The organism is Falsiroseomonas oryziterrae, assembly GCF_021864505.1.
Classification (GTDB): domain Bacteria; phylum Pseudomonadota; class Alphaproteobacteria; order Acetobacterales; family Acetobacteraceae; genus Falsiroseomonas; species Falsiroseomonas oryziterrae.
Genome location: NZ_JAKJIB010000060.1, coordinates 1 through 15,686 on the forward strand (window position 1 = coordinate 1; position 15,686 = coordinate 15,686).

14 protein-coding genes and 1 pseudogene are annotated in these 15,686 nt (G+C 70.7%); 1 reads left to right on the forward strand and 14 read right to left on the reverse strand.

The features are described 5' to 3' along the window. Positions 1–38: 38 nt before the first annotated feature. The 8 genes from L2I40_RS07610 to lpdA all read right to left on the reverse strand — a co-directional run bounded on the left by L2I40_RS07610 (position 39) and on the right by lpdA (position 6,554). Positions 39–1,133, reverse strand: a complete 1,095-nt coding sequence (locus tag L2I40_RS07610) for an AraC family transcriptional regulator (protein WP_237214306.1) — start codon at positions 1,131–1,133, stop codon at positions 39–41. Positions 1,134–1,299: 166 nt separating this feature from the next. Beyond that, the gene (locus tag L2I40_RS07615; RefSeq protein WP_237214307.1) at positions 1,300–2,145 is read right to left on the reverse strand and encodes a SirB1 family protein; all 846 of its coding nucleotides are present in this window, start codon (positions 2,143–2,145) and stop codon (positions 1,300–1,302) included. A 47-nt stretch (positions 2,146–2,192) separates the two neighbouring features. After that, positions 2,193–2,579: a histidine triad nucleotide-binding protein gene (locus L2I40_RS07620; RefSeq protein WP_237214308.1), complete on the reverse strand. Its 387-nt coding sequence runs from the start codon at positions 2,577–2,579 to the stop codon at positions 2,193–2,195. Between the two features lie 61 nt (positions 2,580–2,640). Then, positions 2,641–3,222: a phosphoribosyl-ATP diphosphatase gene (locus L2I40_RS07625; protein ID WP_237214309.1), complete on the reverse strand. Its 582-nt coding sequence runs from the start codon at positions 3,220–3,222 to the stop codon at positions 2,641–2,643. Next, positions 3,222–4,001, reverse strand: a complete 780-nt coding sequence (gene hisF / locus L2I40_RS07630) for an imidazole glycerol phosphate synthase subunit HisF (RefSeq protein WP_237214310.1) — start codon at positions 3,999–4,001, stop codon at positions 3,222–3,224. The genes L2I40_RS07625 and hisF overlap by 1 nt, the downstream gene beginning before the upstream one ends. Before the next feature lie 159 nt (positions 4,002–4,160). Continuing rightward, complete coding sequence (locus L2I40_RS07635) at positions 4,161–4,697, reverse strand: DUF4142 domain-containing protein (RefSeq protein WP_237214311.1); 537 nt, start codon at positions 4,695–4,697, stop codon at positions 4,161–4,163. Positions 4,698–4,804: 107 nt separating this feature from the next. Next, positions 4,805–5,089, reverse strand: coding sequence for a PGPGW domain-containing protein (locus tag L2I40_RS07640; RefSeq protein ID WP_237214312.1), 285 nt, complete (start codon positions 5,087–5,089; stop codon positions 4,805–4,807). A gap of 73 nt (positions 5,090–5,162) precedes the next feature. Beyond that, positions 5,163–6,554, reverse strand: a complete 1,392-nt coding sequence (gene lpdA / locus L2I40_RS07645; protein WP_237214313.1) for a dihydrolipoyl dehydrogenase — start codon at positions 6,552–6,554, stop codon at positions 5,163–5,165. A gap of 144 nt (positions 6,555–6,698) precedes the next feature. Here lpdA and L2I40_RS07650 point away from each other — a divergent pair, with 144 nt between their 5' ends. After that, a complete protein-coding gene (locus L2I40_RS07650; RefSeq protein ID WP_237214314.1) occupies positions 6,699–7,589 on the forward strand; it encodes an AraC family transcriptional regulator in 891 nt (296 codons plus the stop codon). A gap of 76 nt (positions 7,590–7,665) precedes the next feature. Here the strand turns inward: L2I40_RS07650 and odhB are convergent, their stop codons facing one another. The 6 genes and pseudogenes from odhB to L2I40_RS07680 all read right to left on the reverse strand — a co-directional run. After that, a complete protein-coding gene (gene odhB, locus L2I40_RS07655; RefSeq protein ID WP_237214315.1) occupies positions 7,666–8,910 on the reverse strand; it encodes a 2-oxoglutarate dehydrogenase complex dihydrolipoyllysine-residue succinyltransferase in 1,245 nt (414 codons plus the stop codon). Between the two features lie 23 nt (positions 8,911–8,933). Beyond that, positions 8,934–11,834 (reverse strand): 2-oxoglutarate dehydrogenase E1 component, encoded by a 2,901-nt coding sequence (locus L2I40_RS07660; protein WP_237214316.1) that lies wholly within the window; start codon positions 11,832–11,834, stop codon positions 8,934–8,936. A 165-nt stretch (positions 11,835–11,999) separates the two neighbouring features. Continuing rightward, on the reverse strand, positions 12,000–12,896 hold the full coding sequence (gene sucD, locus L2I40_RS07665; protein ID WP_237214317.1) for a succinate--CoA ligase subunit alpha: 897 nt from the start codon (positions 12,894–12,896) through the stop codon (positions 12,000–12,002). Between the two features lie 5 nt (positions 12,897–12,901). Next, complete coding sequence (sucC, locus tag L2I40_RS07670; protein ID WP_237214318.1) at positions 12,902–14,095, reverse strand: ADP-forming succinate--CoA ligase subunit beta; 1,194 nt, start codon at positions 14,093–14,095, stop codon at positions 12,902–12,904. A 57-nt stretch (positions 14,096–14,152) separates the two neighbouring features. Continuing rightward, positions 14,153–15,106, reverse strand: a complete 954-nt coding sequence (mdh, locus tag L2I40_RS07675) for a malate dehydrogenase (RefSeq protein WP_237214319.1) — start codon at positions 15,104–15,106, stop codon at positions 14,153–14,155. A 295-nt stretch (positions 15,107–15,401) separates the two neighbouring features. Continuing rightward, positions 15,402–15,686: pseudogene (locus L2I40_RS07680) on the reverse strand (hypothetical protein); the annotation flags it as partial.

Below are 15,686 nucleotides of genomic sequence, written 5' to 3' on the forward strand. Positions count from 1 at the left end.
GGGCCCACGACCGGCCGCGCGGGCAGCGCGCGCCGGTGTCAGGCCGCGCTGGCTGCCCGCCTGTAGAGGCGTTCCACCAGGGGCAGCGGGCGCGCGACCGCCGGGCGCGCAGCGCCGGAGGGCTGGGGGCTGACGATGACCGCTCCCCGCGCGTCCCGCGGCGTGAGGCCATGCGCCTGCCGGAAGGCGCGCGTGAACACCGACGCGTCCGGGAAGCCATGCGCCTCCGCGATCTGCGCGATGCTCCGCCCCGCCTGCGCCGGGTCCGAGAGCGCCACGCGCGCATAGGCCAGGCGCACCGACTGCACGTAGCGCGCGACGCCGCCTTCCTCCTCGAAGAGGCGATAGAGGCTCGACCGGGACATCCCGGCCAGCGCGGCAAGGCGATCCGGCGTCAGCCGGGCAGAGCCGATATTCTCGCGGATCGCCCGGCGCACGCGCTCCTTCTGGGACACCGAACCCTGCACGGGCGCCAGCGGAACCGCGCCGCCGAGAAGGCAGCCCGCCAGCACGGCGCGCATGGTCTCGGCAAGCGGCGCAACCTGGTCGGGCTGCGCTTCCTTCAGCCGGGCCGGCAGGTTCAGCAGCAGGTCGCCGAGTAGCGCGCCGGCGGGACCCTCGATCGGGCCCTGCCGCATCCGCGACAGGCCCTCGCTCAAGGGCGGGTCGAGGTCGCGCGGCAGCGTGAGCGACACCCATTCGGCGCGCGTCCAGCGGCTCGCCCAGGTCTCGTGCATGGAGAACAGCACCGGCCGCCCCGCCTCGACGGTGCCGCAGAAGCCGCCGACGCTCAGCCGGTTGGTCCCGTGCCGCAGCACGCGAACCACCCAGTGGTCCAGGCCGTCCCGGCGCACATGCTCCGGCGTCCGCAGGAAGACCGACGGCGTGACGCGGTTGACGGCCAGCACCATCCCGCCGAGGCGCCAGTTCTCGCTGCGCGACGACACCTCGTTGTCCTGCTCGGGCGAGACGCGGATCTCATTGAGCCGCCCGAAGGCATCGTTCCAGGCGTCGATCCGCTCGGCGGGCGCGACATTCTCGGTGCAGAACAGAATCGGCTCGGCCGCCTGACGCGATGGCGCGGAAGTCGTCGGCCGGCCGGCTTCGCCGCGGTCGCGTCGATCCTCGAGCATCCTGCAACCCTTGGGGCGCCTCCTCCGGGGGATACCGGGCCGGCGATTCATTGTCGCTTTTGCGCAATTGCCGCGCAATCGGAATTGCCGGTCGCAGCGTCCCACGGGCCCGCCCGGTGTCCCGGCGCTGCCCGGCCCTCCCAGGGCGCCGCGCCCGGCACGCTCCTCAGTTCAGCCGGTGCCGCAGCTCCTCGAGCAGGCCGCGCACGCGACCGGCCTGCGGGCCATCGGGGGAGAGTTGCAGGAAGCGTTCCAGGCTCATGATCGCGGCCGTGACATGGCCGAGGCGCTGGTGCATCAGCCCCGCCTCGCGCCAGAGCGGCGCCGCCTCGGGCGCCAGGCGCAGCATGTCCTCGGTGCAGGCGACGGCGCCCGCAAGGTCCCCCTCGCGCAGCCGGCGCACCTTGATGTTGTTCTGCAGCCGCAGCAGCACGGCCCGCTTGCCCATCGCCGCCATGCTGTCCCGGCCGAGCTCCGCGCTGTCGCCGGCGAAGCGCTTGAGCAGCGCGCGCAGGTCGCGCGCCTCGAGCGGCGCGCCCCCGCCGAAGACGTCCACCACCACCTGCCCGCGGCCCGACAGCGCGACTAGGAAATGGCCGGGGAAGTCGACGCCATGCGCTTCCCACCCCGCCGCCTCGGCCGCGTGCAGCCAGAGGATCCCGAGCGCCACCGGCAGGCCGCGCCGGCGCTCGATCACCTTCAGCAGGTTGGCGTTCGACAGGTCCTCGTAGCTCTCGGTGTCGCCGGCATAGCCGAGCGTCCCGTGCAGCAGCTCCGCCAGCGCGGCGCGGCGGCGACCGACGTCGCCGGCATCGGCCTCCGGATCCGCCGCCGCCATCTCCACCGCGGCGCGAGCGATGTCCGACAGGTGCCGCTCCGCAGCCCGCCAATCGGCCGCCGGCGCATCGACGCGGGCGAGCTGCAGCGCGACGGCGGCGATGTCGAGCTCGGCATCCGGCAGCCGCCCCGCGGCTTCCAGCGCCGCGCGGGCCTCGACGAGCGGATTGGTCATCGGGACGGCCTTGCGCGGATGGCTCGGGCGGTCAAGCGCGACGTCGCTCAAGCCTCGGCGCGCGGCACCATGCGGCCGATCCGCCGGCCGCCGAAGATGTGGACGTGGAAGTGCGGCACTTCCTGCCCGCCATCCTCGCCCATGTTCGACAGGATGCGGTAGCCGCCCGCCTCGAGCCCGAGGTCACGCGCCACCTTGCCGACCGCGCGCCAGAAGCCGGCGATCTCGGCATCGGTGGCGCTGGCGGTGAAATCCGCATGCGAGCAGTAGGCGCCCTTCGGGATCACCAGCACATGCACCGGCGCCTGCGGGTTGATGTCGTGGAAGGCGAGGGCGAAGTCGTCCTCGTGCACCTTCTTCGACGGGATCTCGCCGCGCAGGATGCGGGCGAAGACGTTGGTCGGATCGTAGGGCGGCAGGCCGGTCACGCGCATGAAGGGTCCCCGTTCTGGCTGCGCCTTCTGTGGCGAAGCCACGCGCGGCCCGCAAGCCGGATCAGGGCAGCTTGGTGGTCTGCGCCGACCGCAGGATGCCCTTGGGCCGCGCCGCCTTCTCCGCGATGCCGGAGATGCCCTGGCGCCGCGCCAGCTCCGCCCACACCTCGTCGGGGCGGATGCCCGCATCCACCCACAGGACGACGAGGTGGTAGAGCAGGTCCGCGCTCTCCAGGATCGTGGCGGCGCGGTTGCCCTGCGTCGCCTCGATGACGCATTCGACCGCCTCCTCGCCGAGCTTCTGCGCGACCTTCGCGGTGCCACGCGCCAGCAGCCGGGCGGAGTGCGAATGCTCGACATCGCCGGACAGCCGCCGCGTCTCCACCGTGCGCCACAGCGCATCCAGGATGTCCGGCCCGGCCAGCGCCGAGAAGGGCGCGAGCGCCGATGCCGCGGGGTCCACCTTCGCCGCGACGGGCAGCGCGGGGCGCGGCAGCGCGGCAGGGAGCGGCAGCATCCGCGCCTTCTTCTTCGGCTTCGGCCCGGCGCCGGCCTTCGCGGCCTTCTTCCGCTTCGGCTCCGCCTTGTTCGGCTTCGCCGGCGCCTTCTTGCGCTTGGCGGGCTTCTTCGCGGCCTTCGCCATCAGGGTGCCTCCGAGACCGGGCGGATCGGCAGGCCCGCGGCGGCCAGCGCCGCCTTGGCCTCCGCGATCCGCATCTCGCCATAGTGGAACACGCTGGCGGCGAGCAGGCCGGTCGCCCCGGCCCGCGCGCCGTCCACGAAATGCGCGGTCGTCCCGACGCCGCCGGAGGCGACCAGCGGCAGCCGCACCGCGGCCCGCACCGCCCGCAGCAGCTCCAGGTCGAAGCCCTGCTTCGTGCCGTCGCGGTCCATCGAGGTCAGCAGGATCTCGCCCGCGCCGCGCGCCTGCATCTCGCGCGCCCAGCCCACGGCGTCGATGCCGGTGCCGCGGCGACCGCCATGGGTGAAGACCTCCCAGCCCCCTTGCCCCCCTGGGCCGCTGCGGCGCGCATCGATCGCGACCACGATCGCCTGGCTGCCGAACGCCTCGGCGCCGCGCGTGACCAGCGCCGGATCGGCGACCGCGGCGGAGTTGACGGAGACCTTGTCGGCGCCGGCCAGCAGCAGGCGCCGCATGTCCTCGACGCTGCGGACGCCGCCGCCGACGGTCAGCGGAATGAACACCTCGGCGGCGGTGCGCGAGACGACGTCGTACATCGTGTCGCGGTTCTCATGCGTCGCGCCGATGTCGAGGAAGGTGATCTCGTCCGCGCCCTCCCGGTCATAGGTGCGGGCCTGCTCCACCGGGTCGCCGGCGTCGCGCAGCGAGACGAAGTTGACCCCCTTCACGACCCGGCCGTCCTTGACGTCCAGGCAGGGGATGACGCGCAGGGCCAGCACCGCGGCGCTCCGGGGCGGACGCGCCCGCCGGCGTCAGGCCGGGGCTGGACGGTCCGGGTTGCGGGGATCGCGCCGAGGCGCGATCCGCGCGATGTGCGCCGGACCGCAAGACGGGTCAAGCAGGCCGGCGCGGTCCCGCGCCGCCCGGACGGCCTCTGGCTACTCCCGCCGCGGCGCCTGCAGCGCGCGGGCCTGCTGCAGGTGCTGCGCGACCACCGGCTGGTACTTCTGCGCGAAGGCACGCAGCGCCGGCACGTCGCCGTTGGCGGCGTAGGCCTGCATGACGGCCAGCGTCTCGTCGTGGCCCTGGATCTGCTGCTGCACGTAGAGGCGGTTCAGCATGTCCTCGTTCTCGGCCTCGCGCAGCTGGGTCAGCATCGCGGCGTGGCGGTCGTCGAGCTGGGCCGGCGTGCGGGTCGTCGCCTCAGGCAGCGAGAGCAGTTCGCGCGACGACATGGCGTGGTGCTCGATCATCGTCTGCGCGAACTGGCGGATCTGCGGGTGCTGGCTGCGGGCGAGCAGGATGCGGCTCGATTCGATCTCGAAGTTGTCGCTGATGCTGACGATCTCGACGAAGCTGTTCGCGCCGAAGCTGGTCCCGGCCAAGCGCTCCAGCAGCGTCTGCGCCGGTGCGACAGCGGGCAGCCCGAAGGCCAGGGCGGCGATGGGCAGGGCAAGCACGGCGCGGCGGCGCATGGCGGAACTCCGGCTGTTCTGGGTCCGCGTGGAAACGACGCCGAGGCGGTCCCGGTTTCGCCCCCGGTTTTCGCCCCTGGTTTTCGCCAGGCCGGCGCCCCGCCGCCTCAGCGGCCCCGGGTCAGCGTCGCGCGGATCCGCCGGCCGCCGCCGCGAACACGCTCGATCAGCCTGGCCTCCATCCCTTCCACCTTCGCGACGGCGTCGGGCCAGCGCGATTCCACCCAGCCCAGTCCGCGATGCGCCCAGAGATACTGGTGACGCAGCACGAAGGTGCCGAGCACGAGGAACAGGAAGCCCTGCAGGAAGGGCAGCACGGTGCCGAACACGCCGAGCACGATCAGGCACCAGCCTGTCGCCTTGCGCGCGACAGAGGGACGGAACTCCATCATGGCGGCCCAGATGGTCCCGCCCCGCCGTGCCGGCAATGGCGCCGCGTCACCGCGGCGCCGCCGGCACGGCGTGTCAGATGTGGATCGGCCGGCCGTCCACGGCGAGCGCGGCTTCCTTCACCGCCTCGTTCAGCGAAGGATGCGCGTGGCAGGTGCGCGCGACGTCCTCCGCACTCGCGCCGAACTCCATCGCGATGGCGATCTCGGCGATCAGCGTGCCCGCATCCGGCCCGATGATGTGCGCGCCGAGGACGCGGTCCGTCGCCTTGTCGGCGAGGATCTTCACGAAGCCGTCGGTGTCGCCCATGGCGCGCGCGCGGCCATTCGCCATGAAGGGGAACTTGCCGACCTTGTACGCCGCGCCGCGGGCCTTCAGCTGCTCCTCGGTCTCGCCGATGCTCGCGACCTCGGGCCAAGTGTACACGACGCCGGGGATCGCGCCGTAGTTGACGTGGCCGTGCTGCCCGGCGAGCAGCTCGGCCAGCGCGACGCCCTCCTCCTCGGCCTTGTGCGCCAGCATCGGGCCGACGATGGCATCACCGATCGCCCAGATGCCCGGCACGCTGGTGGCGTAGTGCGCGTCGGTCTTCACCCGCCCGCGCTCGTCGAGCGCGACGCCGGCCTCCTTCAGCCCGAGGCCCTCGGTGTAGGCGCGGCGGCCGATCGCGAGCAGCACGACATCCGCCTTCAGCTCCTCCGCCTTGCCGCCCTCGGCCGGCTCGAGCGTCAGCGTCACGCCGTCCTTGCCCTTCTTCGCGCCGGTCACCTTCGTCTTCAGCCGGAACTTGAAGCCCTGCTTGCCGAGCACGCGCTGGAATGCCTGCCCGACCTCGTTGTCCATGCTCGGCACCAGGCGGTCGAGGAACTCGATCACCGTCACCTCGGCGCCGAGGCGGCGCCACACGCTGCCGAGCTCGAGCCCGATATAGCCGCCGCCGATGACGACCAGGTGCTTCGGCACCGCGTCCAGCTCTAGCCCGCCGGTGGAGGTGACGACCTGCTTCTCGTCGACCTCGACGCCGGGCAGCGGGATGCTCTCGCTGCCCGTCGCGATCACGATGTTCTTCGCGTCGTAGGTGGTGCCGTCCACCTCGACCTTGCCGGGCGCCGCGATGCGCGCCGCGCCCTTGATCCAGGTGACCTTGTTCTTCTTGAACAGGAACTCGATGCCCTTGACGTTGGCGGACACGACCTCGCCCTTGCGCGCCTGCATGCGCGCCAGGTCGAGCGAGACGGAGCCGACATTCACGCCATGCTCGGCGAGCTTGTGCTTCGCCTCCTCGAAATGCTCCGACGACTGCAGCAGCGCCTTCGAGGGAATGCAGCCGACGTTGAGGCAGGTGCCGCCGAGCGTCGCGCGCTTCTCCACGCACGCGACCTTCATGCCGAGCTGCGCGGCGCGGATGGCGCAGACATAGCCGCCAGGGCCGGCGCCGATGACGATGACGTCGAACTGCTCGGGCATCAGGGGATCTCAACCTTGGGAGATGGGAGTGCTTGGGCCGCAACGACCGGTCCCGGACCATGACGCCCGCAGGGTAGGAGTCAAGTCGGCGGCCGGCCTCGGAATCGCAAGCGCGATCAATCCCATCCGGGGCAGGATGCGGCCATGCAGACCGCCCCCTCCAAGCCCGCCACCCGGCTATCCTACGCACGGCGGATCGCCCGCGCCGTCGCCCTGATCGCGGCCGACCCGGCCCGCGCGCCGACGCTGGAGCAGCTGGCCGATGCCGCAGCCTTCAGCCCCTTTCACTTCCACCGCATCTATCGCGAGCTGACCGGCGAGACCCCGGCCGAGACCCTGGCGCGCGAGCGCCTCTCGCGCGCCGCCGTCCTGCTGGTGCGGGACGCGCTGCCCATCGCCGAGGTCGCGAAGCGCTGCGGCTATGGCAGCGCCGCCGCCTTCACCCGCGCCTTCCGCGCCGCCTACGGCATCCCGCCCGCCGCCTATCGCGACGCCGGCGGCATCGGCGCGACGCTGCCCGCCCCCAAGCCCAGCCAGGAGGAGACCGCCCTGCACGAGATCATCTTCCGAGACGAGCCCGCGCTGCGCCTCGCCGCGCTGGCCCATCGCGGGTCCTACGCCACCATGGGCACGAGCTTCGACCGGCTCGGCGCATGGGCCGCCGCGCGCGGGCTGATCGGGCCGGAGACGCGCTTCCTCGGCCTCTATCACGACGACCCGATGACGGTGCCGGAGAAGGACCTGCGCTCCGACGCCTGCCTCACCGTACCGCCGGGCGTCGAGGGCGGGGACGGCGTGCGGATCGTCGAGCTGCCGCCGACGCGCTGCGCGGTGCTGATCTTCCAGGGTCCCTATGCCGAGCTGGAGCCGGTCTACACCTGGCTCTACCGCGACTGGCTGCCGGCGAGCGGCGAGGAACCCGCCGACCAGCCGCCGCGCGAGGAGTACCTGAACGACCCCAAGGCCCTGCCTCCGGCCGAGTGGCTGACAGCGGTGATGCTGCCGCTGAAGGAACGCGTGGCGGCCCCGGCATGACAAAGGGCGGGTCCGGCCGGGCCCGCCCTTCGATGCAGCTGGCGAGGGCGGCCGAGCCGCCCCCGACCATGCGCGATCAGACGTCCAGCATCAGCCGGCGCGGATCCTCGATCGCCTCCTTCACGCGGACCAGGAAGCTCACCGCTTCCTTCCCGTCCACGATGCGGTGGTCGTAGCTGAGCGCGATGTACATCATCGGGCGCGCCTCGATCTTGCCGCCCACTACCATCGGCCGCTCCTGGATCTTGTGCATGCCCAGGATGCCCGACTGCGGCGGGTTCAGGATCGGCGTGGACATCAGCGACCCGTAGATACCGCCATTGGTGATGGTGAAGCTGCCGCCCGTCAGCTCGTCGAGCTTCAGCGCGCCGTCGCGGGCGCGCTTGCCGAAGTCGCCGATCGCCTTCTCGATCTGCGCGAAGCCGAGCTGATCGGCGTTCTTCAGCACCGGCACGACAAGGCCGCTCGGCCCGCCGACCGCGATGCCCATGTGGACGAAGTTCTTGTAGATGATCTCGTCGCCCTCGATCTCCGCGTTCACCGCGGGGAACTCCTTCAGCGCGGCGACGCAGGCCTTCACGAAGAAGCTCATGAAGCCGAGCTTCACGCCGTGCCGCTTCTCGAAGACGTCCTTGTACTCGTTCCTGAGCGCCATCACCGCGCCCATGTCCACCTCGTTGAAGGTGGTGAGCATCGCGGCGGTGTTCTGCGCTTCCTTCAGGCGCCGCGCGATGGTCTGGCGCAGGCGCGTCATCTTCACGCGCTCCTCGCCCTGCTCCAGCGCGCGGGCCGGGCCCTTCGCCGCGGGCTGCGCGGCTGGCGCGGCGGCGGGCTTGCTCAGGAAGGCCAGCACGTCGCCCTTGGTCACGCGGCCGTCCTTGCCGCTGCCGGCGCCGATCTGCGCAGCGGTGACGCCCGCATCCGCCATCGCCTTCGTCGCGGCCGGGCCGTTCGGCAGGTCGCCGGGACGGGAGACGAGGCCGGACGGCGCGTGCGGCGCCTCGACATGCGGCTGCGCCTTGGCGGCCGGGGCCGGCGTCGGCGCGGTCGGCGTGCCGGACGAAGCCGGCTTCGGCGCTGCGGCGCCATTGGCGTTGATCGTGCCGAGCACCGCGCCCGGCCCGACTTCCGCGCCTTCATTCGCCGCGATCGCCTCGATGACGCCGGCGGAGGGCGCGTTGACCTCCACCGTCACCTTGTCCGTCTCGAGCTCGACCAGCGGCTCGTCCGCCGCGACGGCCTCGCCGGCCTTCTTCAGCCAGCGCGCCACGGTGGCGCTGGACACGCTTTCCCCCAACGGGGGGACAAGGATCTCGGTCATCTCCGTTCCTGCCTCTCGCGTGCTCAGGCCAGCCTCAGGGCCTGGCGCACCAACATCTCTTGCTGCTGTGCATGGATGCGCGCGAGGCCCGTCGCCGGGCTCGCCGCTTCCTCGCGGCCGACATAGCGCGGCCGCTTCGCCTTGTTCTCCAGGCTCGCCAGCACCTTCTCGATGCGGCGGTCCACGAAGGTCCAGGCGCCCATGTTCTCCGGCTCCTCCTGGCACCACACCACCTCGGCGTTGACGTAGGGCGCCAGCGCCTTGCCCAGGCTGGTCTGCGGGAAGGGATAGAGCTGCTCCAGCCGCACCAGCGCCACGTCCGTCACGCCCTTCTCGCGCCGCTCCTGCAGCAGGTCGTAATAGACCTTGCCGGTGCAGAGCACGACGCGCTTCACCTGCTCGTCCGGCGCGATCGCGTCCACCTCCGGGATCACGTAGCGGAAGCCACTGCCCGGGCTGAAATCGGCCAGCGAGGACACCGCGAGCTTGTGGCGCAGCAGCGACTTCGGCGTCATCAGCACCAGCGGCTTGCGGTAGTTCGCCTTCAGCTGGCGCCGCAGCGCGTGGAAGTAGTTGGCCGGCGTGGTGATGTTGCAGACGCGCATGTTGCGCTCCGCGCAGAGCTGAAGGTAGCGCTCGAGCCGCGCCGAGGAATGCTCCGGCCCTTGGCCCTCGTAGCCATGCGGCAGCAGCATCACCAGGCCCGACATGCGCAGCCACTTGGTCTCCGCGCTCGCGATGAACTGGTCGATGATGACCTGCGCGCCGTTGGCGAAGTCGCCGAACTGCGCTTCCCACAGCACGAGCGTGCGCGGATCGGCCAGGCTGTAGCCGTATTCGAAGCCGAGCACGCCGAACTCGCTCAGCAGGCTGTTGAAGGCCTCGAAGCGCGGCTGGCCGGCGCGGATGTTGTTGAGCGGGACGTATTCCGCCTGGGTGTTCTGGTCGATCAGGTAGGCGTGGCGATGGCTGAAGGTGCCGCGCTGCACGTCCTCGCCCGACAGGCGCACGCGGTGGCCTTCCAGCAGCAGCGAGCCAAAGGCCAGCGCCTCGCCGGTCGCCCAGTCGATGCCCTCGCCGGTCTCGATCGCCTGCTTCTTCTGCTCGAGCTGGCGCGCGATCTTCGGGTTGACGGCGAAGTCGGCCGGCACGCGGGTCAGCGCCGCGCCGACCTCGCGCAGCGTGTCGAGCCCGACCGCCGTCTCGTGCAGCTTCTCGACCTCCTCGCCGGTCGTTACGGCCTTCAGGCCCGACCAGTGGCCCTCCAGCCAGTCGGCCTTGTTCGGCTTGAAGCTCTGCGCCGCCTGGAAGGCCTCCTCGAGCGTCGCGTAGAACGCATCGAGCATCGCCTTCGATTCCTCGGCCGGCAGCGACCCCTCCGCCGCGAGCTTCTCGGCGTACTTCGTCCGGGTCGTCTTCATCTCCTTGATCCGGCCGTACATGATCGGCTGGGTGAAGGCCGGCTCGTCCGTCTCGTTATGGCCGTGGCGGCGGTAGCAGACGATGTCGAGCACGATGTCGGCGCCGAACTGCATGCGGAACTCGGCCGCCATCTTCGCGCAGAACACCACCGCTTCCGGGTCGTCGCCGTTCACGTGCAGGATCGGCACCTGGATGCTCTTCGCCACGTCGGTGCAGTAGAGGCCCGAATAGGCGTGCGCCGGGACGGTGGTGAAGCCGATCTGGTTGTTCGTCACGATGTGGATCGTGCCGCCGGTGCGGTAGCCGATCAGCTGGCTCATCGCGAGCGTCTCGTACACCACGCCCTGGCCGGCGAAGGCGGCGTCGCCATGCAGCGTGATGCCCATCACGCTGCGCCGGCCCTTGGTGTCGCCCGCCATGTCCTGCCGCGCGCGCACCTTGCCGACCACCACGGGATCGACCGCTTCCAGATGCGACGGGTTCGGCTGCAGCGACAGGTGCACCATCCGCCCGGCGATCTCGATGTCGGTCGAGGTGCCGAGGTGGTACTTCACGTCGCCCGAGCCCTGGACGTCCTCGGGATGCGCCGAGGTGCCCTTGAACTCGCTGAAGACGGCGGAGAAGGGCTTCTTCACCACGTTGACCAGCACGTTCAGCCGGCCGCGATGCGCCATGCCGATCGTGACCTCGTTCACGCCGAGGCCGGCCGCCGTCTCGATCACCGTCTGGATCGCCGGGATCGTGCTCTCGCCGCCTTCCAGGCCGAAGCGCTTGGTGGTGGCGTATTTGCGCGCGCAGAAGGCCTCGAAGCCCTCGGCCTCGGTCAGCTCCTGCAGGATGTTCTTCTTGGCCGCCGCGTCGAAGGCGTTGAGCCAGGGCGCGCCCTCGATGCGGCGCTGGATCCAGGACTTCTGGTCGGGGTCCTGGATGTGCATGAACTCGACGCCGATCGAGCTGCAGTAGCTGGCGCGGCAGATCGCCAGGATCTCGCGCAGCGTCGCGTATTCCTTGCCCAGCACGAAGTCGAGGAAGATCGGCCGGTCCATGTCGGCGTCGGTGAAGCCGTAGGTCGCCGGCGTCAGCTCGGCATGCGGCTTCGGCTTCTGCAGGCCGAGGGGGTCGAGCTGCGCTTCCAGATGGCCGCGCACGCGATAGCTGCGGATCAGCATCAGCGCGCGGACGGAATCGAGCACCGCGCGCTGCGCGGCCGCCTTGTCCATCGTGTCGGTCTTCGGCAGCACCGGCGCGGCGCCCTTGCCGTCCTTCTTCGCCGCCGGCGGCGGCTCCGGGTCCGGGCCGAACTTGCCGCGGGTGCGCGGCGCCCAGCTTGCGCCGGTCGCATCGGTCAGCACCGACCGCGCCTCGTCGTTCAGCGCGGCGAAAAGCTCGGCGAAGGAGGGATCGACGCTGTCCGGCTTCTCCGCCCAGCGCGCGTAGAGATCGGCCAGGAAGGCGGCATTCGCCCCCGACATCGCGCTCGCGAGGATGTCCACACCGGCCATCGCGTCCTCCTCGGCGGAGAGTCTCCGCCGGCCTTCCTCAATCCGTTGCCGGGGTGGCCCCCGGATGTGCGACCGCCCCCGTTCGGGGGCGGCCACGCGTCACATACATAGGGCGAAGGGCGGGATTGGGGCAGCCCTTGCGCTCCCCGGCCCCGCCCCGCATCGTCAGCGCGCCAGCGCCTTCACCATGGTGGAGCCGAGGGAGGAGGGGCTGTCCGCCACCCTGATCCCGGCTTCCGCCATCGCCGCCATCTTCGCTTCCGCCGTGTCCTTGCCGCCTGAGATCACCGCGCCGGCATGGCCCATGCGCCGCCCCGGAGGCGCCGTCGCACCGGCGATGAAGCCGACCACCGGCTTGTTCGGCTTGCCGGGACCGAAGTTCTCCTTGCGGAGGAACTCGGCGCCGACGACCTCGGCCTCGCCGCCGATCTCGCCGATCATGATGATCGACTTGGTCTCGTCGTCCTTCAGGAACATCTCGAGCACGTCGATGAAGTCGAGGCCCTTCACCGGGTCGCCGCCGATGCCGACGCAGGTGGACTGGCCGAGGCCCGCGGCGGTGGTCTGCGCCACCGCCTCATAGGTCAGCGTGCCGGAGCGGCTGACGATGCCGACCGAGCCGCGGCGATGGATGTGGCCCGGCATGATGCCGATCTTGCAGGCGTCCGGCGTGATCACGCCCGGGCAGTTCGGCCCGACCAGCAGCGACTTCGAGCCCTGCAGCGCGCGCTTCACCTTCACCATGTCGAGCACCGGGATGCCTTCGGTGATGCAGATGATCAGCGGCACCTCGGCGTCGATCGCCTCCAGGATCGCATCCGCCGCGAAGGGCGCGGGGACGTAGATCACGCTCGCATTCGCCTTGGTGGCGTGCACGCATTCGGCCACCGTGTTGAACACCGGCAGGTTCAGCTCCGGGTGCATCGTGCCGCCCTTGCCGGGCGTCGTGCCGCCGACATAGGTCGAGCCGTAGGCGATGCCCTGGCTGGCGTGGAAGGTGCCCTGGGCCCCGGTGAAGCCCTGGGTCATGACGCGCGTGTTCTTGTCGACGAGGACAGCCATCTGCGTCAGCCCTTCTTCACCGCGGCCACGACCTTCTGGGCCGCATCCGCGAGGTTGTCGGCCGCGATGATGGCCAGCCCGCTCTCGGCCAGGATCTTCTTGCCGAGCTCCACATTCGTCCCTTCGAGGCGCACGACCAGCGGCACCTTCAGCGACAGGTTCTTCGACGCCTCGACGATGCCGGTCGCGATCATGTCGCACTTGGCGATGCCGCCGAAGATGTTGACCAGGATCGCCTTCACGTTGGCGTCCGAGGTGATGATGCGGAACGCCTCCGTCACCCGCGCGGCATTCGCCGTGCCGCCGACATCGAGGAAGTTCGCCGGCGAGGAACCATAGAGCTTGATGATGTCCATCGTGGCCATCGCCAGGCCCGCGCCGTTCACCATGCAGCCAATCTCGCCGTCCAGCGCGACGTAGTTCAGGTCGTGCTTCGTGGCGTCGAGCTCCTTCGGGTCCATCTCGGACTCGTCGCGCAACGCCTCGAGGTCCTTGTGGCGGAACAGGGCGCTGTCGTCGAAGCTGACCTTGGCGTCGAGCGCCACGATCTCGCCCGCGCCGGTGACGACCAGCGGGTTGATCTCGACGATCGCGCAGTCGAGCTCGAGGAACGCGTTGTAGATCGCGGTGACGAACTTCGTGAAGCTCGCCACCTGCTTGCCTTCCAGGCCGAGCCCGAAGGCCAGCTTGCGCGCATGGAAGCCGGAGATGCCGGAGGCCGGGTCCACCGCGACCTTCAGGATCTTCTCGGGGTGGTTCGCCGCCACCTCCTCGATCTCCATCCCGCCCTCGGTGGACGCCATGATGAGGACGCGCGAGGTCGTGCGATCCACCAGCAGGCCGAGATAGAGCTCGCGCTTGATGTCGCAGCCATCCTCGACATAGACGCGGCTGACGACCTTGCCCTGCGGGCCGGTCTGCTTGGTGACCAGCGTCTTGCCGATCATCGCCTCGGCCGCGGCGCGGACGTCCTCGATCGACTTCACGACGCGCACGCCGCCCTTGCCGTTCGGATCCTCCTTGAAGCGGCCCGCGCCGCGGCCGCCGGCATGGATCTGCGACTTCACGACATAGACGGGGCCGGGCAGCTTCTTCGCCGCTGCCGCGGCCTCCTCGGCCGTCCATGCGACATGGCCGTCGAGCACGGCCACGCCGTAGCGGCGCAGCAGCTCCTTGCCCTGGTACTCGTGGATGTTCATCCGGGACTCCGGTCGAAGGAGGGCGGCCGAGGGGCCAGTGCCCCCCGACCGGAGGGATCAGACGCCGAGCTTCTTGAAATCCTCGATCAGCTTCTTCACGGCGTCGCAGGACTTGTCGAAGGCGGCCTTCTCCTCCGGCGTGAACTGCACCTCGAGGATGCGCTCGACGCCCTTGGCGCCGATCACCACCGGCACGCCGACATAGAAGTCCTTCTGCCCGTACTCGCCGTTCAGCAGCACCGCGCAGGGCAGCACGCGCTTCTTGTCGAGCAGGTAGCTCTCCGCCATGGCGATCGCGCTGGCCGCCGGCGCGTAGAAGGCGCTGCCCTTCTCGAGCAGCTTCACGATCTCGCCGCCGCCATTCGCGGTGCGTGTCACGATCGCGTCGATCTTCTCCTGCGTCGTCCAGCCCATCTTCACCAGGTCGGGCACGGGCACGCCGGCGACGGTGGAGTAGCGGGTCAGCGGCACCATCGTGTCGCCATGGCCGCCGAGCACGAAGGCCGTCACGTCCTCGACGCTCACGCCGAATTCCTGCGCGAGGAACAGGCGGAAGCGCGCGCTGTCCAGCACGCCGGCCATGCCGACCACGCGCTCCGGCGGCAGGCCCGACTTCTGCTGCAGCACCCACACCATGACGTCGAGCGGGTTGGTGATGCAGATGACGAAGGCGTTCGGGCAGTAGGTCTTGATGCCCTCGGCCACCTGGCTGATCACGCCGGCGTTCTTCGTCAGCAGGTCGTCGCGCGTCATGCCGGGCATGCGCGGGAAGCCGGCGGTGACGATCACCACGTCGGCGCCCGCGATCGCGCTGTAGTCGCCGGTGCCGGTCATGTGGCTGTCGAAGCCGTCCACCGGGCCCGACTGCATGATGTCGAGCGCCTTGCCCGCCGCGACGCCCGGGAAGACGTCGAACAGCACGACGTCGCCGAGCTCCTTCAGGCCGATGAGATGGGCAAGCGTGCCGCCGATGTTGCCGGCGCCGACGAGGGCGATCTTCTTGCGGGCCATGCGCGGTCCTCAACCTGGCCCGGCGATGCGGTTGGTCCCGGGCGCGTCGTTTTTCAAGGGCATTGAGCCCCGCCGGTTCCTACTCCCGCAGCGCAGCATCGGCAAGGCGCCGACCCGCGTTCACTCATTGTTCGAGTACACAGCCAACGAAAAAGGCGCCCGCAGGCGCCTCCTTTCCAATCCCTTCCTCCCCCCGACGCCCTGTCGCGGCTTCGCCGCGACAGGATGAGCCATCACCGCAAGATCAGCATCCTACGGGGCCCCGCGGCAACGCGGAGCGTTGTCGTGGGGAAGATCAGATGGGCATGCAGCGCACGACGTTCTCGTGCCCGCGGGCCAGCGTCGCGAAGGTGCCCTCCGGGCACTCGCGCTGCGCGTAGTCGACCGGCATCAGGCCCGACTGCCAGCCCGCGACCGAGCTGCGCGCCGACGCCTGCCGGGGCTGCCCGCAGACGGTGCGGCCGTTGCGGCGCGTGCAGCTCGCCGCCTCGCGCGACACCGTCGCGGCGTTCGCGCTGCGCACCAGCATCCCGCCGCCCGAGGTCCGCACGTCGCCCGGCTGGAGGTCGGCCCGGCGGGG

What these genes read in the sequence shown, in the direction of transcription:
- L2I40_RS07610 (WP_237214306.1), bottom strand. Translation starts at nt 1,133, where the DNA reads ATGCTCGAGGATCGACGCGACCGCGGCGAAGCCGGCCGGCCGACGACT.
- L2I40_RS07615 (WP_237214307.1), bottom strand. Translation starts at nt 2,145, where the DNA reads ATGACCAATCCGCTCGTCGAGGCCCGCGCGGCGCTGGAAGCCGCGGGG.
- L2I40_RS07620 (WP_237214308.1), bottom strand. Translation starts at nt 2,579, where the DNA reads ATGCGCGTGACCGGCCTGCCGCCCTACGATCCGACCAACGTCTTCGCC.
- L2I40_RS07625 (WP_237214309.1), bottom strand. Translation starts at nt 3,222, where the DNA reads ATGGCGAAGGCCGCGAAGAAGCCCGCCAAGCGCAAGAAGGCGCCGGCG.
- L2I40_RS07635 (WP_237214311.1), bottom strand. Translation starts at nt 4,697, where the DNA reads ATGCGCCGCCGCGCCGTGCTTGCCCTGCCCATCGCCGCCCTGGCCTTC.
- L2I40_RS07640 (WP_237214312.1), bottom strand. Translation starts at nt 5,089, where the DNA reads ATGATGGAGTTCCGTCCCTCTGTCGCGCGCAAGGCGACAGGCTGGTGC.
- lpdA (WP_237214313.1), bottom strand. Translation starts at nt 6,554, where the DNA reads ATGCCCGAGCAGTTCGACGTCATCGTCATCGGCGCCGGCCCTGGCGGC.
- L2I40_RS07650 (WP_237214314.1), top strand. Translation starts at nt 6,699, where the DNA reads ATGCAGACCGCCCCCTCCAAGCCCGCCACCCGGCTATCCTACGCACGG.
- odhB (WP_237214315.1), bottom strand. Translation starts at nt 8,910, where the DNA reads ATGACCGAGATCCTTGTCCCCCCGTTGGGGGAAAGCGTGTCCAGCGCC.
- L2I40_RS07660 (WP_237214316.1), bottom strand. Translation starts at nt 11,834, where the DNA reads ATGGCCGGTGTGGACATCCTCGCGAGCGCGATGTCGGGGGCGAATGCC.
- sucD (WP_237214317.1), bottom strand. Translation starts at nt 12,896, where the DNA reads ATGGCTGTCCTCGTCGACAAGAACACGCGCGTCATGACCCAGGGCTTC.
- sucC (WP_237214318.1), bottom strand. Translation starts at nt 14,095, where the DNA reads ATGAACATCCACGAGTACCAGGGCAAGGAGCTGCTGCGCCGCTACGGC.
- mdh (WP_237214319.1), bottom strand. Translation starts at nt 15,106, where the DNA reads ATGGCCCGCAAGAAGATCGCCCTCGTCGGCGCCGGCAACATCGGCGGC.